This window comes from Microbacterium sp. CR_7 (assembly GCF_041954755.1).
In the GTDB taxonomy this organism is placed as follows: Bacteria; Actinomycetota; Actinomycetes; order Actinomycetales; family Microbacteriaceae; genus Microbacterium.
The window spans coordinates 36,274-51,129 of record NZ_JAVAYF010000006.1; the positions used below are offsets into that span (position 1 = coordinate 36,274).

General features: G+C 69.4%; 13 protein-coding genes. 2 read left to right on the forward strand and 11 right to left on the reverse strand.

All coding sequences use genetic code 11. The features are described 5' to 3' along the window. Positions 1–25: 25 nt before the first annotated feature. The 5 genes from RAC81_RS14005 to rplU form a co-directional block, all read right to left on the reverse strand. Complete coding sequence (locus RAC81_RS14005) at positions 26–1,279, reverse strand: glutamate-5-semialdehyde dehydrogenase (RefSeq protein WP_375082939.1); 1,254 nt, start codon at positions 1,277–1,279, stop codon at positions 26–28. A 9-nt stretch (positions 1,280–1,288) separates the two neighbouring features. Next, positions 1,289–2,074, reverse strand: a complete 786-nt coding sequence (gene proB / locus RAC81_RS14010; RefSeq protein ID WP_375082940.1) for a glutamate 5-kinase — start codon at positions 2,072–2,074, stop codon at positions 1,289–1,291. After that, positions 2,071–3,570 carry a GTPase ObgE gene (gene obgE, locus RAC81_RS14015; protein WP_375082941.1) on the reverse strand — a complete coding sequence of 500 codons (1,500 nt, stop codon included), beginning with the start codon at positions 3,568–3,570 and terminating at the stop codon, positions 2,071–2,073. The genes proB and obgE overlap by 4 nt, the downstream gene beginning before the upstream one ends. 75 nt (positions 3,571–3,645) lie before the next feature. Further along, positions 3,646–3,903, reverse strand: coding sequence for a 50S ribosomal protein L27 (gene rpmA, locus RAC81_RS14020; RefSeq protein ID WP_017202370.1), 258 nt, complete (start codon positions 3,901–3,903; stop codon positions 3,646–3,648). Between the two features lie 18 nt (positions 3,904–3,921). Further along, positions 3,922–4,230, reverse strand: coding sequence for a 50S ribosomal protein L21 (gene rplU / locus RAC81_RS14025; protein WP_179297631.1), 309 nt, complete (start codon positions 4,228–4,230; stop codon positions 3,922–3,924). A 212-nt stretch (positions 4,231–4,442) separates the two neighbouring features. Here rplU and RAC81_RS14030 point away from each other — a divergent pair, with 212 nt between their 5' ends. Further along, on the forward strand, positions 4,443–4,712 hold the full coding sequence (locus RAC81_RS14030) for a DUF4031 domain-containing protein (protein ID WP_096715590.1): 270 nt from the start codon (positions 4,443–4,445) through the stop codon (positions 4,710–4,712). On the opposite strand, the gene RAC81_RS14035 is transcribed toward RAC81_RS14030, so the two are convergent. After that, a complete protein-coding gene (locus RAC81_RS14035; RefSeq protein ID WP_375082942.1) occupies positions 4,674–7,136 on the reverse strand; it encodes an Rne/Rng family ribonuclease in 2,463 nt (820 codons plus the stop codon). The genes RAC81_RS14030 and RAC81_RS14035 overlap by 39 nt on opposite strands. Positions 7,137–7,426: 290 nt before the next feature. Between RAC81_RS14035 and RAC81_RS14040 the strand changes: the two genes are divergently transcribed. After that, positions 7,427–8,044: a vitamin K epoxide reductase family protein gene (locus RAC81_RS14040; RefSeq protein ID WP_251588700.1), complete on the forward strand. Its 618-nt coding sequence runs from the start codon at positions 7,427–7,429 to the stop codon at positions 8,042–8,044. 63 nt (positions 8,045–8,107) lie between these two features. Here RAC81_RS14040 and ndk read toward each other — a convergent pair whose 3' ends face one another. The 5 genes from ndk to RAC81_RS14065 all read right to left on the reverse strand — a co-directional run bounded on the left by ndk (position 8,108) and on the right by RAC81_RS14065 (position 14,849). Then, entirely contained in the window at positions 8,108–8,524 is a 417-nt protein-coding gene (gene ndk / locus RAC81_RS14045; RefSeq protein ID WP_067120383.1) for a nucleoside-diphosphate kinase, read from the reverse strand. Between the two features lies 1 nt (position 8,525). Then, entirely contained in the window at positions 8,526–8,948 is a 423-nt protein-coding gene (locus RAC81_RS14050; protein WP_375082943.1) for a DUF4233 domain-containing protein, read from the reverse strand. Then, on the reverse strand, positions 8,945–10,297 hold the full coding sequence (locus tag RAC81_RS14055) for a bifunctional folylpolyglutamate synthase/dihydrofolate synthase (protein WP_375082944.1): 1,353 nt from the start codon (positions 10,295–10,297) through the stop codon (positions 8,945–8,947). Before RAC81_RS14055 ends, RAC81_RS14050 begins: the two co-directional genes overlap by 4 nt. Beyond that, positions 10,294–13,668, reverse strand: a complete 3,375-nt coding sequence (gene ileS, locus RAC81_RS14060) for an isoleucine--tRNA ligase (protein ID WP_375082945.1) — start codon at positions 13,666–13,668, stop codon at positions 10,294–10,296. The genes RAC81_RS14055 and ileS overlap by 4 nt, the downstream gene beginning before the upstream one ends. A 338-nt stretch (positions 13,669–14,006) precedes the next feature. Beyond that, positions 14,007–14,849, reverse strand: a complete 843-nt coding sequence (locus tag RAC81_RS14065; RefSeq protein WP_375082946.1) for a DUF559 domain-containing protein — start codon at positions 14,847–14,849, stop codon at positions 14,007–14,009. Positions 14,850–14,856: the final 7 nt, after the last annotated feature.

Genomic DNA, 14,856 nt, shown 5'->3' on the forward strand with positions numbered 1-14,856 from the left:
GCCGCAGCGCCACCTAGTCTAGCCCTCAGCCGCGAGTCTGCCCCGCTCCACGCGCCAGCCACTTCGTGCTGGTCAGCTCGGCGAGTCCCATGGGGCCGCGGGTGTGCAGCTTCTGCGTCGAGATGCCGACCTCGGCGCCGAAGCCGAACTCGCCGCCGTCCGTGAAGCGCGTCGAGGTGTTCGCCATGACGACAGCGGAGTCGACCTCGGCCAGGAAGCGCTCGGCGTTGCGGGAGTCGGTCGTGACGATCGACTCCGTGTGCCCCGTGCTGTAGCGGCGGATGTGCTCGAGCGCGTCGTCGAGGGTGTCGACCACCTTGATCGCGATGTCGAGGCTCAGGTACTCGGTGGCCCAGTCCTCCTCTGTCGCGGGGATCACGTTCGAGACGAGGCCGGCGACGATGTCGTCACCGTGGATCGCGACCCCCTCGCTCTGCAGGGCGCTGGCGACGAGCGGTACCAGTCGCGGGGCGGCCTGACGGTGCACGAGCACCGTCTCCACCGCGTTGCAGACGCTCGGACGCTGCACCTTCGCGTTCACCACGATGTCACGCGCCCAGTCGTCGGGGGCGCTCTCGTCGAGCACGATGTGCACGTTGCCCGCGCCGGTCTCGATCACCGGCACGGTCGACTCGGTGACCACGGTCTCGATGAGCCCCGCGCTGCCGCGCGGCACGAGAACGTCGATGAATCCGCGGCCGTGCATGAGCGCCTTCGCGCCCTCGCGACCGAAGTCGTCGACCGTCTGGATCGCCTCGGGTGTGATGCCGACCTCGCTCAGAGCGCCGCGCATCACCTCGACCAGCACGGTGTTGGAGTCGCGCGCCGCACTGCCGCCTCGAAGCACCGCGGCGTTGCCCGACCGGAGGGCGAGCGCCGCGATGTCGACGGTCACGTTGGGGCGGGCCTCGTAGATGGCGCCGACGACACCGAAGGGCACACGGACCTGCTCGAGGGCCACGCCGTTCGGCATCCGGTGTCCGCCGACGACGCGGCCGACCGGGTCGGGGAGCGCGGCGACCTCGCGCACGGCGGCGGCGAGGGCGGCGACCCGCTTCTCGTCGAGGCGGAGACGGTCGATCAGCGAGTCGCCGATGCCGTCGGCCTGCCCGCGCTCGATGTCGCGGGCGTTCGCGGCGATGATCGTCTCGGCGTTCGCTTCCAGGGCCGCGGCGATCGCTTCGAGCGCTCGGGCCTTGTCATCGCTCGTCAGCGCGGCGGTGGCGCGGGACGCCTCCTTGGCGCGCTCGAGACGCACCTGCGGGGTCTGGTCGGTCATCCGCCCAGTCTAGGAGAGCGCCGGCTCGAACCAGGTGCCTATTTCCTCGCCGGTCAGGGCCCGGCCGACGAGGTCGGCGCTCGTCACGAGCACTCCGATGCCGGATGCCGCGGCAAGCCGCGCGGCCGAGACCTTGGTCGCCGCTCCCCCGGTGCCGACGCTGTTGACGACGGTCGATCCGAACTCGAGTCCGGAGAGATCGGCGTCCGGAGCGACGACATCGATCGGCTCGGCCCGGGGGTCGGACGGCGGACGCGTGTACAGGGACTCGATGTCGCTCAACAGCACCAGTGCATCGGCCTGCGTGAGCTGCGCCACCAGGGCTCCGAGCCTGTCGTTGTCGCCGAACCTGATCTCCTGCGTCGCCACCGTGTCGTTCTCGTTCACGATGGGCAGGATGCGGAGGCCGAGCAGACGCTCCATCGCACGACGGGCGTTGCTGCGCGAGGTCGGGTTCTCGAGGTCGCCCGTGGTGAGCAGCACCTGCCCGGCGACGATGTCGAAGGGACGCAGCGCCTCCTGGTACCGGTACACGAGGATGTTCTGCCCCACGGCAGCGGCCGCCTGCTGCGTCGCCAGGTCGGTCGGCCGGGCGTCGAGACGCAGGAACGGGATGCCGGTGGCGATCGCCCCCGAGGAGACGAGGATGACCTCGGCGCCGCGCCCGTGCGCGGCTGCGAGAGCCTCGACCAGCACCGGTATGCGCCAGGACGCCTCGCCGCTGATCGACGACGAGCCGACCTTCACGACGATCCGCGCGGCGGTCGCCAGATCCGCCCTGGTGCGAGCTGTCACGCGTCGTCCTCGCGGGTCGCGAGACGGCGTTCCTCCGCCTCCGCCCTGGCGACGGCCCTGGCATCCATCCGCTCGTAGTACTGCTCGCGACGCTCCGAGGTGGTGCGACGGCCGTTGGGGGCGAGACGCGGGTCGGTGCCGCGCGGCGCCGTCATGAGCTCGGCGGCCGACGACATGGTCGGCTCCCAGTCGAAGACGATGCTGTCGCCCTCGCCGATGACCACGGTCGAGCCCTGCACGGCACCGAGGCGGAAGAGCTCGTCCTCGACGCCCAGCTTCTCGAGGCGGTCGGCGAGGTAGCCGACGGCCTCCTCGTTCTGGAAGTCGGTCTGCTGCACCCAGCGCACCGGTTTCTCCCCGATGATGCGGTACACGTTGCCGTAGGTGCCGCCCTCGACCCGGATCGTGAAGTCCTTCTGCGACCCCTTGGGCTTGATCACGACGCGCTCGCGGACCGGAGCGGCAGCGGCCTGCTCTGCTCGGTGCTGCTCGACGATCTCGCCGAGCGCGAAGGTCAGCGGACGCAGCCCCTCGTGCGAGACCGTGGAGATCTCGAAGACGCGGAACCCGCGGGCCTCGAGGTCGGGGCGCACGAGGTCGGCGAGGTCGCGCGCCTCGGGGACGTCGACCTTGTTCAGCGCGACGAGCTGCGGCCGCTCGAGCAGCGGGGCCTGCCCCTCGGGGACCTCGTAGGCCGCCAGCTCGGCGAGGATGACGTCGAGGTCGGAGATCGGGTCGCGGCCCGGCTCGAGCGTGGCGCAGTCGAGGACGTGCAGGAGTGCGGAGCACCGCTCGACGTGGCGGAGGAACTCCAGCCCCAGGCCGCGGCCCTCGCTCGCGCCCTCGATGAGACCGGGGACGTCGGCGACGGTGTAGCGGAAGTCGCCCTGCTGCACGACACCGAGGTTGGGGTGCAGCGTGGTGAAGGGGTAGTCGGCGATCTTCGGCCGTGCGGCGGAGATCGCTCCGATCAGGCTCGACTTGCCGGCAGACGGGTAGCCGACGAGTGCGACATCGGCGACCGTCTTGAGCTCGAGGACGACATCGCCCTCCTGCCCCGGCGTGCCGAGGAGCGCGAAGCCCGGAGCCTTGCGCTTCGGGGTCGCGAGAGCCGCGTTGCCGAGACCGCCCTGACCGCCCTGAGCCACGACGAAGCGCTCCCCCGGCTCGATCATGTCGATCAGCACCTCGCCCGCGGAGTTCTTCACCACGGTGCCGACGGGCACGGGAAGCACCAGGTCCTCGCCCATGAACCCCGCGCGGTGGTCGCCCATGCCGGGACCGCCGTTGCCGGAGCTGCGGTGCGGAGAGTGATGGTACGAGAGCAGCGTGCCCGTCTGCGGGTCGGCGACGAGCACGATGTCGCCCCCGTCGCCGCCGTTGCCGCCGTCGGGTCCGCCGAGCGGCTTGAACTTCTCGCGGTGGACGGAGACACAGCCGTTGCCGCCCTTGCCCGCCCGCAGATGCAGCGTCACGGTGTCGACGAAGGTGACCATGTCTCTCTCCCTGAAAAAGCGAATCGGGGCGGGCCGAAGCCCGCCCCGATTCGGATGTCTACTGTCGTGCTGTGATCACTCAGCAGCGGCGACGATGTTGACGACCTTGCGGCCGCCCTTCGCGCCGAACTCGACCGCGCCGGCGGCCAGAGCGAACAGCGTGTCGTCGCCACCGCGGCCGACGTTCACGCCGGGGTGGAAGTGGGTGCCGCGCTGACGGACGATGATCTCGCCGGCGAGGACCTGCTGACCGCCGAAGCGCTTGACGCCCAGTCGCTGTGCGTTGGAGTCACGACCGTTGCGGGTGGAGCTTGCGCCCTTTTTGTGTGCCATGTCCTGGTCTCCTCGGTCTTACTTGATGCCGGTGATCTTGACGCGCGTGAGCTCCTGGCGGTGGCCCTGACGCTTCTTGTAGCCGGTCTTGTTCTTGTACTTCTGGATGACGATCTTCGGACCGCGGAGGTTGCCGAGCACCTCAGCCGTGACCTTGACCTTCGCGAGCTGGTCGGCGTCGGTGGTCACCGTGGCGCCGTCGACGAGCAGCACGGCGGCCAGCTCGATCTTCTCGCCCTGAGCAGCCTGAACACGGTCGAGCTGAACGATCGTGCCGACCTCGACCTTCTCCTGCCGCCCACCGGCGCGCACTACTGCGTAAACCACTTCATACCTGTTTCGTTGGGGAGCTCGGGGCTCCGAGAATCTCACGGGAAGACTGTTGCTTGCATGCGTCGCGGGGCGACGGGTGCGGCTGCAAGACTCTCCGCTCCGACCGTCGAGGACGACGCGGCATGCGCACCAAGGGACTACTTTACCGGATGCCGGACACTGTGGCAAAACGCCGCGGGCTGCGTGTCCGGCTCTAGGCTGGCGGGATGACCATCCTCGTCGACGACCCCGTCTGGCCCGCCCACGGACGACTGTGGGCGCACCTGGTCAGCGACGAGAGCCTCGACGAGCTGCACGCCTTCGCGCGCGCCCAGGAACTCCCCCGCAGGGCCTTCGACCTCGACCACTACGACGTCCCGGAGGACGCGCTGCCACGGCTCATCGCCGCCGGCGCTCAGCACGTCGGCGGCAAGGAGCTCGTCACACGGCTGATCGCGTCAGGACTCCGCGTCCGAGGACGCGACCGGACCCGCTGAGTCGGAGTTCACCGAGACGGGGGTGCCGGTGAGAGCGGCGGTCGTCACTCGGCGGCGTCCGCGACCCTGACCCGGTGCCTTCGGCTCCGGGAGGGCGTCGAGCACCGAGTCGAGCAGCTGCTCGGCCGGCGACTTCGGGCCCTTCCGCTCCGAACCGCGCTTCTTGCGGGGCTTCTTGGGACGATCCTGCGGCGCAGCAGGCGCGGCGTCGGGCGCGACCTCGACCGGCGCGTCCGCGACGGCGTCGGCTGCAGGGGCTCGCGTCGACGCGGCGATCTGCGCGAGCGCAGACTTGGCGCCCTCGGGGATGCTGTGCGTCGTCGCGGGCGCGGGGTTCTGACCCTGCCCGTTGCCGTTCCGCTGCCGTCGGTTGTTCGACGACGTGCCGCCGTTGCCGTTCCCGTTGCCGTTCGAGCGGTGCTTGACGACCGGATCATGGTGCACGATGACACCGCGGCCGGCGCAGACCTCGCACGCCTCGCTGAACGTCTCGAGCAGGCCGAGACCGAGCTTCTTGCGAGTCATCTGCACGAGTCCGAGCGAGGTGACCTCGGCGACCTGGTGCTTCGTCCGGTCGCGGCTGAGGCACTCGATGAGTCGCCGCAGCACGAGGTCGCGGTTCGACTCGAGCACCATGTCGATGAAGTCGACGACGATGATGCCGCCGATGTCGCGCAGACGCAGCTGGCGGACGATCTCCTCGGCGGCCTCGAGGTTGTTCTTCGTGACGGTCTCCTCGAGGTTCCCGCCAGAGCCGACGAACTTGCCGGTGTTGACGTCGACCACGGTCATGGCCTCGGTCCGGTCGATCACGAGCGAGCCGCCGGACGGGAGCCACACCTTGCGGTCGAGAGCCTTCTCGATCTGCTCGGTGATGCGGAACGCGTCGAACGGGTCGACCTCGTCCTCGTAGGTCTCGACGCGCTCGAGGAGATCCGGCGCGACGCTCTCGAGGTAGGCGCGGATCGTACGCTGCGCGTCCTCACCCTGGATGAGCATCTTCGTGAAGTCCTCGTTGAAGACGTCGCGGACGATCTTGACCAGGAGGTCGGGCTCGGCGTGCAGCAGCGCGGGAGCCTGCTGGCTCTCGACCTGCTTGCGGATGTGCTCCCACTGCGTGGTGAGGCGCTGCACGTCGCGGGTCAGCTGCTCCTCGGTGGCCCCCTCGGCCGCCGTGCGCACGATGACGCCGGAGGACTCGGGCAGCACCTCCTTCAGGATGCGCTTGAGGCGCGCGCGCTCGTTGTCGGGGAGCTTGCGGCTGATGCCGTTCATCGATCCGCCCGGCACGTACACGAGGTAGCGACCGGGGAGCGAGATCTGACTCGTCAGGCGAGCGCCCTTGTGCCCGACGGGGTCCTTCGTGACCTGCACGAGAACGCGGTCGCCGGCCTTGAGGGCGAGCTCGATGCGACGGGGCTGGTTGCCCGTCTCGACGCCGTCCCAGTCGACCTCGCCGGAGTAGAGCACCGCGTTGCGACCGCGACCGATGTCGACGAACGCGGCCTCCATGCTCGGCAGCACGTTCTGCACGCGACCGAGGTAGACGTTGCCGATCAGCGACGCGTCCTGATTGCGGGCGACGTAGTGCTCGACGAGCACGCCGTCTTCCAGGACGCCGATCTGGGTGCGGCCGTTCTTGGCCCGCACGACCATCTTGCGGTCGACCGACTCGCGACGTGCGAGGAACTCGGCCTCGGTGACCACCGGACGACGGCGGCCCGCATCGCGGCCGTCGCGGCGGCGCTGCTTCTTGGCCTCGAGACGGGTCGATCCCTTGATCGCCTTCGGCTCGGTGATGTACTCGACGACGCGCTGGCGCGGCTGACGGGGCTCGTCGCGCTGGTCGCCCTCGTCCGAGCCGCCGCGGCGGCGGCGACCGCGTCGACCCGACGACGACTCGTCGCCGTCGCGGTCCAGGTCTCGCTCGAAGCCGCGGTCGCGTCCGGGACGGGCGGGCAGCGGCACGATCTCGGGAGCATAGAAGTGCAGACGCGTCGAGACCTGCGACACGAACACCTCGGGGAGCAGTCCCAGCGAGACCGCCGTGACCGGGGCGGGCTTGGCCGGCTCCTCGGGCTCGGACGCCTCCGGCTCGGCGGCGGCCGGTGTCGGCTCGGTGGCAGGAGCCTCTTCCGCAGCCGGAGCCTCTTCCGCAGCAGGAGCCTCGTCCGCAGCAGGAGCACCTTCGGCAACGGGGTTCTCCTCCGCTGCCGGGGATACCTCGGCAGCCGGGGCTCCCGCAGCCTCGGCAGCAGCCTCTTCAGCGGCGGGCGCGGCATCCATCTCGACCACCGTGTCCTCGGCGGGCGTCTCCTCCGCGGGCGACTCCTCGGGAGTCTCCGCGATCACTGCGGCTGGTACGTCAGCATCCGCAGGGAGGTCGAGGGTAGGGGCGTCATGTTCATTGTTCTCGTCGGCCATCTCTGGCGTACTCCTCGCGCGGTGCACCGGGTGCTCCGCGAATTCTCATGCGGCACCGGGGTGTCGCGAACTCATTCGGTGTGCGACCGGCTCTGGGCTCTGGTCGCGAGGGGCATACGGCCCCGAAGTCTGCGTCGATGCGTGCTACGACGAGGTCGAGCGGTGCATCACAGGCCATTATCGCACCAAGTGGCCGCGAACGCGGCATCGACGGCTTCACCCGCGCCGGAGTTCGATATTCTCCGGCCGCCTCACGCCCGATCCATAGCGACCGCTGTGATAATCCACATATGAGCGAGCAGCGCACCCGCCCCGTCGTCTACGCCGTCTGGCTGATCATCGCGAGCGTCGTCGGCTGGTTCGCCGCCTTCCAGCTCACGATCGACAAGTTCATCCAGCTCGAGAACCCCGACGCCGAGCTCAGCTGCAACGTCAGCGTGATGATCCAGTGCGGCAAGAACCTCGGATCCTGGCAGGGAGAGATCTTCGGATTCCCCAACCCCCTGATCGGCCTGAGCCTCTGGATCGCTCCCCTGGTCGTCGGTGTCGCGATCCTCGCGGGTGCCCGATTCCCCCGGTGGTTCTGGGCCGCGTTCGGCGTCGGCGTCACGTTCGCGTTCGGCCTCGTCTGCTGGCTGATCTGGCAGAGCCTCTATGCCCCCAACCTCGGCGTGCTGTGCCCCTGGTGCATGCTGACCTGGTCGGTCACGATCCCGACGTTCTTCGCCACGATGGTGCACCTGACGCGCAATGGCACCTTCACGAGCAACGAGAAGGTCAAGGCGCGCGCCAACAGCCTCATGGCCTGGGTGCCGCTGGCGACCATCCTGGCTTTCGCGATCATCATCCTGCTCGCGCAGCTGCGCGGTCTCGACCTCCTCGGCGAGGTCATCGGCATGATCCTCTGATCCACCGCCGGCACGACGAAGCCCGCCGCACCTCAGGTGCGGCGGGCTCCGTCGTGCAACGACTCAGTCGAACCAGATGCCGAGCTCCCGGGCTGCGGACTCCGGGCTGTCGGAGCCGTGCACGAGGTTCTGCTGCACCTTGAGGCCCCAGTCGCGTCCGAAGTCGCCGCGGATCGTCCCGGGGGCTGCAGTGGTCGGATCGGTCGTGCCGGCGAGCGAGCGGAAGCCCTCGATGACGCGGTTGCCGGCGAGGCGGATCGCGACCGACGGGCCGGAGAGCATGAACTCGAGCAGCGGCTCGTAGAACGGCTTGCCCTCGTGCTCGGCGTAGTGGGCGGCGAGGAGGTCGCGGTCGGGCTCGACGAGACGGATGTCGACGAGCGCGTAGCCCTTCGCTTCGATGCGCGCCAGGATCGCGCCGGTGAGGCCGCGGGCGACACCGTCGGGCTTGACGAGGACGAGGGTTTCTTCGGTGGCCATGTCATTCACTCTCTGTCTGAGTCTCGGTGGCGGATCCGTCGGGGCGTCGTGCGTCCAGGCGGGCCCCCATGATCGTCGCATACGCCCACATGCCGCCGAAAATCAGCACGACGAGCAGGATCGCCGGCACGAGGATGGCCGACAGCGCGATGAGGGCCTGGATGACCCACCCCGCGGTGATCGCCCACGGCTTCGTGATGAGGCCGGCCAGGGCGATGCAGGCGAGACCGACGACACCGCCGCCGACGATCCCCCACCACTGCGGGATGCCGGGCGGCAGCGCCTTGAGGCCGAAGACGGTCAGCCCGGCGAGGAACACCACGATCGACTCGAAGCCGAGCACGATCGGAGCGAGCTTCTGCACCAGGGTGCGGGGCGCACGCGGCGGACGCTGTCTGCGGGCCGGGGCGGAGTCCGCGCTCACGCGCGCCACCCCGACTTCCAGTCCTCCTCCTCGGCGAGGGCGATCGCCTCGCCGGCGAGCACGACCGACCCGGCGATCACGACGGCTCGGCGGTCGGACGAGGCCGCCCACTCGCGCGCCGCGTCCGCGGCATCCGCCAGCGACTCGTGCACGGTCGCGCGGCGACCGGTCGCCTCGACGAGATCGGCGATGGCGTCGGCATCGCTGGCGCGATCCGACTCCGGCGCGGTCGCGAAGACGTGGGCTGCCGCCGGAGCGAGTTCGGCGACGATGCCCGCGGCATCCTTGTCCGCGAGGATGCCGAGCACGACGCCCCATTCGTCGAAGTCGAAGCTGTCGCCCATCGCCTGCACCAACGCGCGGGCACCGTGCGGGTTGTGGGCGCCGTCGACGATCACGGTCGGCGAGATGCCGAGCAGCTGCAGCCTTCCGGGCGAGGTCGCACCCTGCAGCCCCTCGGAGACGATGTCGTCGGCGATGCGCTGCTGCGCGCCGCCGATCAACGACTCCACGGCCGCGACGGCGAGGGCGGCGTTGTGCCCCTGATGGGCGCCGTACTGCGGCAGGTACTCCTCGACATAGTTCCCCGCGAGGCCGCGGATCGTGATGAGCTGCCCCCCGACCGCGAGGTTCTGCTCGAGGAGACCGAAGTCCGCGCCCTCGAACGCGATCGACGCTCCGCGCTCCGCCGCCACACGCCGCAGCACCTCGGCGGCCGCCTCGGACTGCTCGGCCGAGACGACGGCCGCGCCGTCCTTGATGATGCCGGCCTTGACCGTCGCGATCTCGGCGATCGTGCTCCCGAGCCGGTCGGCGTGGTCGATGTCGATCGGGGCGAAGACCGCCACATCGCCGTCGGCCGTGTTCGTCGAGTCCCACTCGCCTCCCATGCCGACCTCGAGCACCAGCACGTCGACCGGCGCGTCGGCCACGGCGACGAAGGCGAGCACCGTGAGCAGCTCGAAGAACGTGAGCGGCTCCTCACCCGCGGCCTCGAGCTCGGCCTCGACGATGCCGACGAACGGCTCGATCTCGTCCCAGGCGTCCGCCACGGCCTCGTCGGCGATGGGCTCGCCGTCGATCATGATCCGCTCGGTGAACCGCTCCAGATGCGGGCTCGTGAAGAGGCCCGTGCGCAGCCCGTGGGCGCGCAGCAGACTCTCGATCATGCGGGCCGTCGACGTCTTGCCGTTGGTCCCGGTGATGTGCACGACGCGATAGGTGCGCTGCGGGTCGTCGAGCAGTTCGAGCACGCGAGCAGTGCGCTCCTTGCGCGGCTGCACCCAGCGTTCGCCGGCCCGGCTCAGCAGGGTCTCGTAGACGGCATCCGCGCGGTCGCGGGCGCTCATGCCGAGGCTCCCTCGCGCACCGCGGACGTGGCATCGATCGTGACGATGATCGGCCCCTTCGCCGAGCCGAGCGCTCGCGCGCCCGACCGGAAGACGCCGTCGCCCGGACTCTCGACCCCGTCGACCACGGCGTCGAGACCGTCGGTCGCCTGCGCCGCGAAGGCGATGGCCAGAGTCTCGCGGGAGATGAGCTCGGCGTGCGCGGTGAGAGCCGCCGCGTCCTCGGGCGTCGCATTGAGGGCGAGCACGATGCGGTCGCTGACGTCGAGACCGGCGTTCTTCCGAGCCTCCTGCACGACGCGGATCGCATCGCGGGCGAGACCCTCGGCCTCGAGCTCAGGGGTGGTCTGCGTGTCGAGCAGCACGAACCCGCCGCCCGGTACGAGTGCCAGAGCCTCACCATCGGGACGACCCGAGGTCTCGAGCACGAGCTCGTACTCCGAGGGCTCCAGCGCGATGCCGCCCGCGGTCACGACGCCATCGTCCTCCGACCAGTCACCGGCCTTCGCGGCCTTGATCACGGTCTGGACGTTCTTGCCGAGACGCGGGCCGGCCGCACGGGCGTTGACGCTGAGGCGGTGGCTGATGCCGTAGTCCGCGGCCGTCGTCTCCGACTGCGGCACGAGCTCGACCGACTTGACGTTGAGTTCCTCGCGGAGGATGTCCTCGAACTGTCCGAGCGTGTCGACCAGCGGCGACACCACAGTGAGGCGCGCGAGCGGCAGCCGGACGCGGAGTTTCTCCTTCTTGCGCAGCGCGTTGCCGACGCTCGACAGCTCGCGCACGGCATCCATCGCGTCGCGGATGTCGTCGGCGGCGGGGAACGCGTCGGCATCTGGCCAGTCCTGCAGGTGCACGCTGCGACCGCCGGTGAGCCCCTGCCAGACGCGCTCGCTCACGAGCGGCACGAGCGGAGCCGCCACGCGGCACAGCGTCTCGAGCACCGTGTAGAGCGTGTCGAACGCCTCGGTGGAGGTGCCCTCCCAGAACCGGTCGCGCGAGCGACGGATGTACCAGTTGGTGAGCACCTCGGCGAAGTCGCGCAGACGCGCCGACGCCGTGGTCGAGTCGAGCCCTTCGAGGTCGGAGCGCACGTCGCGCACGAGCTCGCCGAGCCGGGCGAGGATGTAGCGGTCGAGCACATCGGTCGAGTCCGTGCGCCAGCTGGCCTCATATCCGCCGTCTTTCGCCGCGTTGGCGTACGTGGCGAAGAAGTACCACGAGCTCCACATCGGCAGCAGGAACTCGCGCACTCCGGCGCGGATGCCCTCCTCCGTGACCGCGAGGTTGCCGCCGCGCAGCACCGAGCTCGACATGAGGAACCAGCGCATCGCGTCGGAGCCGTCGCGGTCGAGCACCTCCGACACGTCGGGGTAGTTGCGCAGCGACTTCGACATCTTGTAGCCGTCGCTGCCGAGCACGATGCCGTGGCAGCTCACACCCGTGAACGCCGGGCGATCGAACAGTGCGGTCGACAGCACGTGCATGACGTAGAACCAGCCACGGGTCTGCCCGATGTACTCGACGATGAAGTCGGCCGGTGCGTGCGAGTCGAACCACTCCTGGTTCTCGAACGGGTAGTGCACCTGCGCGTACGGCATCGAACCCGAGTCGAACCACACGTCGAAGACGTCCTCGATGCGGCGCATCGTGGACTTCCCCGTGGGGTCGTCGGGGTTCGGCCGAGTGAGGTCGTCGATGTACGGACGGTGCAGGTCGACCTCACCCTCCGGGTTGCGCGGCAGCGTGCCGAAGTCACGCTCCAGCTCTTCGAGGGAGCCGTAGGTGTCGACGCGCGGGTACTCGGGGTCGTCGCTCTTCCACACCGGGATGGGCGAACCCCAATAGCGGTTGCGGCTGATCGACCAGTCGCGCGCGCCCTCGAGCCACTTGCCGAACTGGCCGTGCTTCACGTTCTCCGGCACCCAGGTGATCTGCTCGTTGTTCGCGAGCATGTCGTCCTTGATCTCGGTCACGCGGATGAACCAGCTCGACACGGCCTTGTAGATCAGGGGGTTCCGGCAGCGCCAGCAGTGCGGGTAGGAGTGCACGTAGCTCTGCTCGCGAAGCAGGCGGCCTTCTCCGCGCAGGAGGCGGATCAGGGGCGTGTTGGCGTCCATCCAGAGCATCCCCGCGACATCGGTGACGTTCGGGAGGAACTTGCCCCCGTCGTCGAGCGACAGGATCGTGGGGATGCCGGCGGCACCGGCGACGCGCTGGTCGTCCTCGCCGTAGGCCGGGGCCTGGTGCACGATGCCGGTGCCGTCGCTGGTCGTGACGTAGTCGTCGACGAGGATGCGCCAGGCGTTCTCGGTGCCGTACGTCTCGGCATCGGCGTAGTAGTCGAAGAGGCGGTCGTATGTGACGTCCTGCAGCTCCGAGCCGCGCACGGTCTGATCGACCGCGGCGAGCGCGTCGTCGGCGCTCTCGTAGCCGAGATCCTTCGCGTAGCCGGCGAGCAGCTCACGGGCGAGCAGGTAGCGGTGAGCCGAGGCCTCGACCGCGGCATCCTCGGTCCCTGCGGCGGCGTGCACGTCTGCGGCGCCGCCGGGGCCGGCGGGAAGCACGACGTACTCGATGTCGGGACCGACGGCCAGCGCGAGGTTGGTCGGGAGGGTCCACGGCGTGGTCGTCCAGGCGAGGGCGCGCACGGCGGTCAGTCCCAGAGCCTCGGCCTTCGCGCCGGTGAGCGGGAATGTGACGGTCACCGACGGGTCCTGACGGTTCTGATAGACGTCGTCGTCCATGCGGAGCTCGTGCGCCGACAGGGGCGTCTCGTCGCGCCAGCAGTACGGCAGCACGCGGTACCCCTCGTACGCGAGGCCCTTGTCGTACAGGGTCTTGAACGCCCAGAGAACGCTCTCCATGTAGCCGAGGTCGAGCGTCTTGTAGCCGCGCTCGAAGTCGACCCAGCGCGCCTGGCGCGTGACGTAGTCCTGCCACTCGTGCGTGTACTTCAGCACCGAGGAGCGCGCCTTCTCGTTGAAGACGTCGATGCCCATGGCCTCGATCTCGCTCTTCTCGGTGATGCCGAGCTGCTTCATCGCCTCGAGCTCGGCGGGCAGTCCGTGGGTGTCCCAGCCGAAGACGCGGTCGACCTTCTTGCCCAGCATGGTCTGGAACCGCGGGAACAGATCCTTGGCGTAGCCCGTGAGCAGGTGGCCATAGTGCGGGAGGCCGTTGGCGAACGGCGGTCCGTCGTAGAACACCCACTCGTCCGCGCCCTCGCGCTGCTCGATCGAGGCGCGGAACGTGTCGTCCTGCTTCCAGAACTCGAGCACGTCCTGCTCGATTTCGGGGAAGCGCGGGCTCGGGGCGACGGAGGCAGCCTGGTCGGCGGCGGGGCCGAAGGAGGAACGCGGATAGGTCATGTCGTCTCGCAGGAGTCGTGGCGGATGCTGCTGCGAGGACGACCCTCCGGATTCACTCCCCGGATGGACCGCGGTACCACCTCGCGTGCCGCGCCTCACGGCGGGACCACTCTCACTGCGGCTGTGACGGGCCTGCCCCGCTCGGTTCTACTGGGTCTCACGACCGTTCTTCCGAGAGCTCCCCGGTGATGGCCGGATCGATGCTGGTGGCTCCATTGTACGCGGGACCCGGCGCCTCCGGCATCCGCGCTCCCCTCGGCTCGGCCTTATGCTCCTGCCTCGGCCACATACCGCGGGTCGGGCCGAGGCAGACTCATATGGCCGAGCGAAGCGACAGTTCACCGAGACCGATGCAGCCCCTGCGCCACCGCGCGCATGATCAGATCCTGCACAGTGGGCCAGTCGAACATGACCTGGGTGTAGGAGACGCGGATGACGTGGAACCCCATGAGACGCAGATCCGCGTCGTGCCGGATGTCCTCGCTGCGCTGAGCACCGACGTGGTGTGCCCCGTCGATCTGGACGACGAGACGGTCGCCGATGAGCGTGTCGACGCGGTGTCCAGCGATCCATACCTGTACGCGAATGCGCTCGCGGAGCCATCGCAGACGAAGGCGCAGGTACGTTTCGAGCCCGGCATCCGCGAAGGGCGAGGCCTGTGCGAGGAGTTCGCGCGCTGCCGGTTTCCACGGGTAGTTCTTCAGCGCCTCGAGCGTCACGAGGGACTTGTTGAGCGCCGACTCCCATGTCGCGAGAGCCTGTTCGAACGGCTCGCATTCGGCGATATGCGCGAGCACGTTCTCGATCGGATCGACGAGCGCGTCAGGATGCCGGGGAATCAGCGGGCTGCCCCAGTGCACTCTGGCCGGTATGCGGCGCCCTCCCTCCGCGTTCGCGCCGACCGCGACGTGAGGAGGTCCGCTCGAGTCGTGAACCCAGAGACCCAGGCGCTTCGCCTGCGAACGACACGTGAGCACCGCGCCGTGGGTGGCAGCGAAGAGCAACAACGGCTCGGTCGACGGCAGAGCCAACCACCCGCGCCGCGGTCGTACGACTGCACCGGTCTCGACCGCGGAGCGGATATCGCGCGGAGTGAATCCGCGCCGCTGCAGCGTGCGCGTACGGAGGACGCCGTCGCCACGACTCAGCGCCTCGACCACGGTGCCGACGTCTCTTCGCATCAGCTCA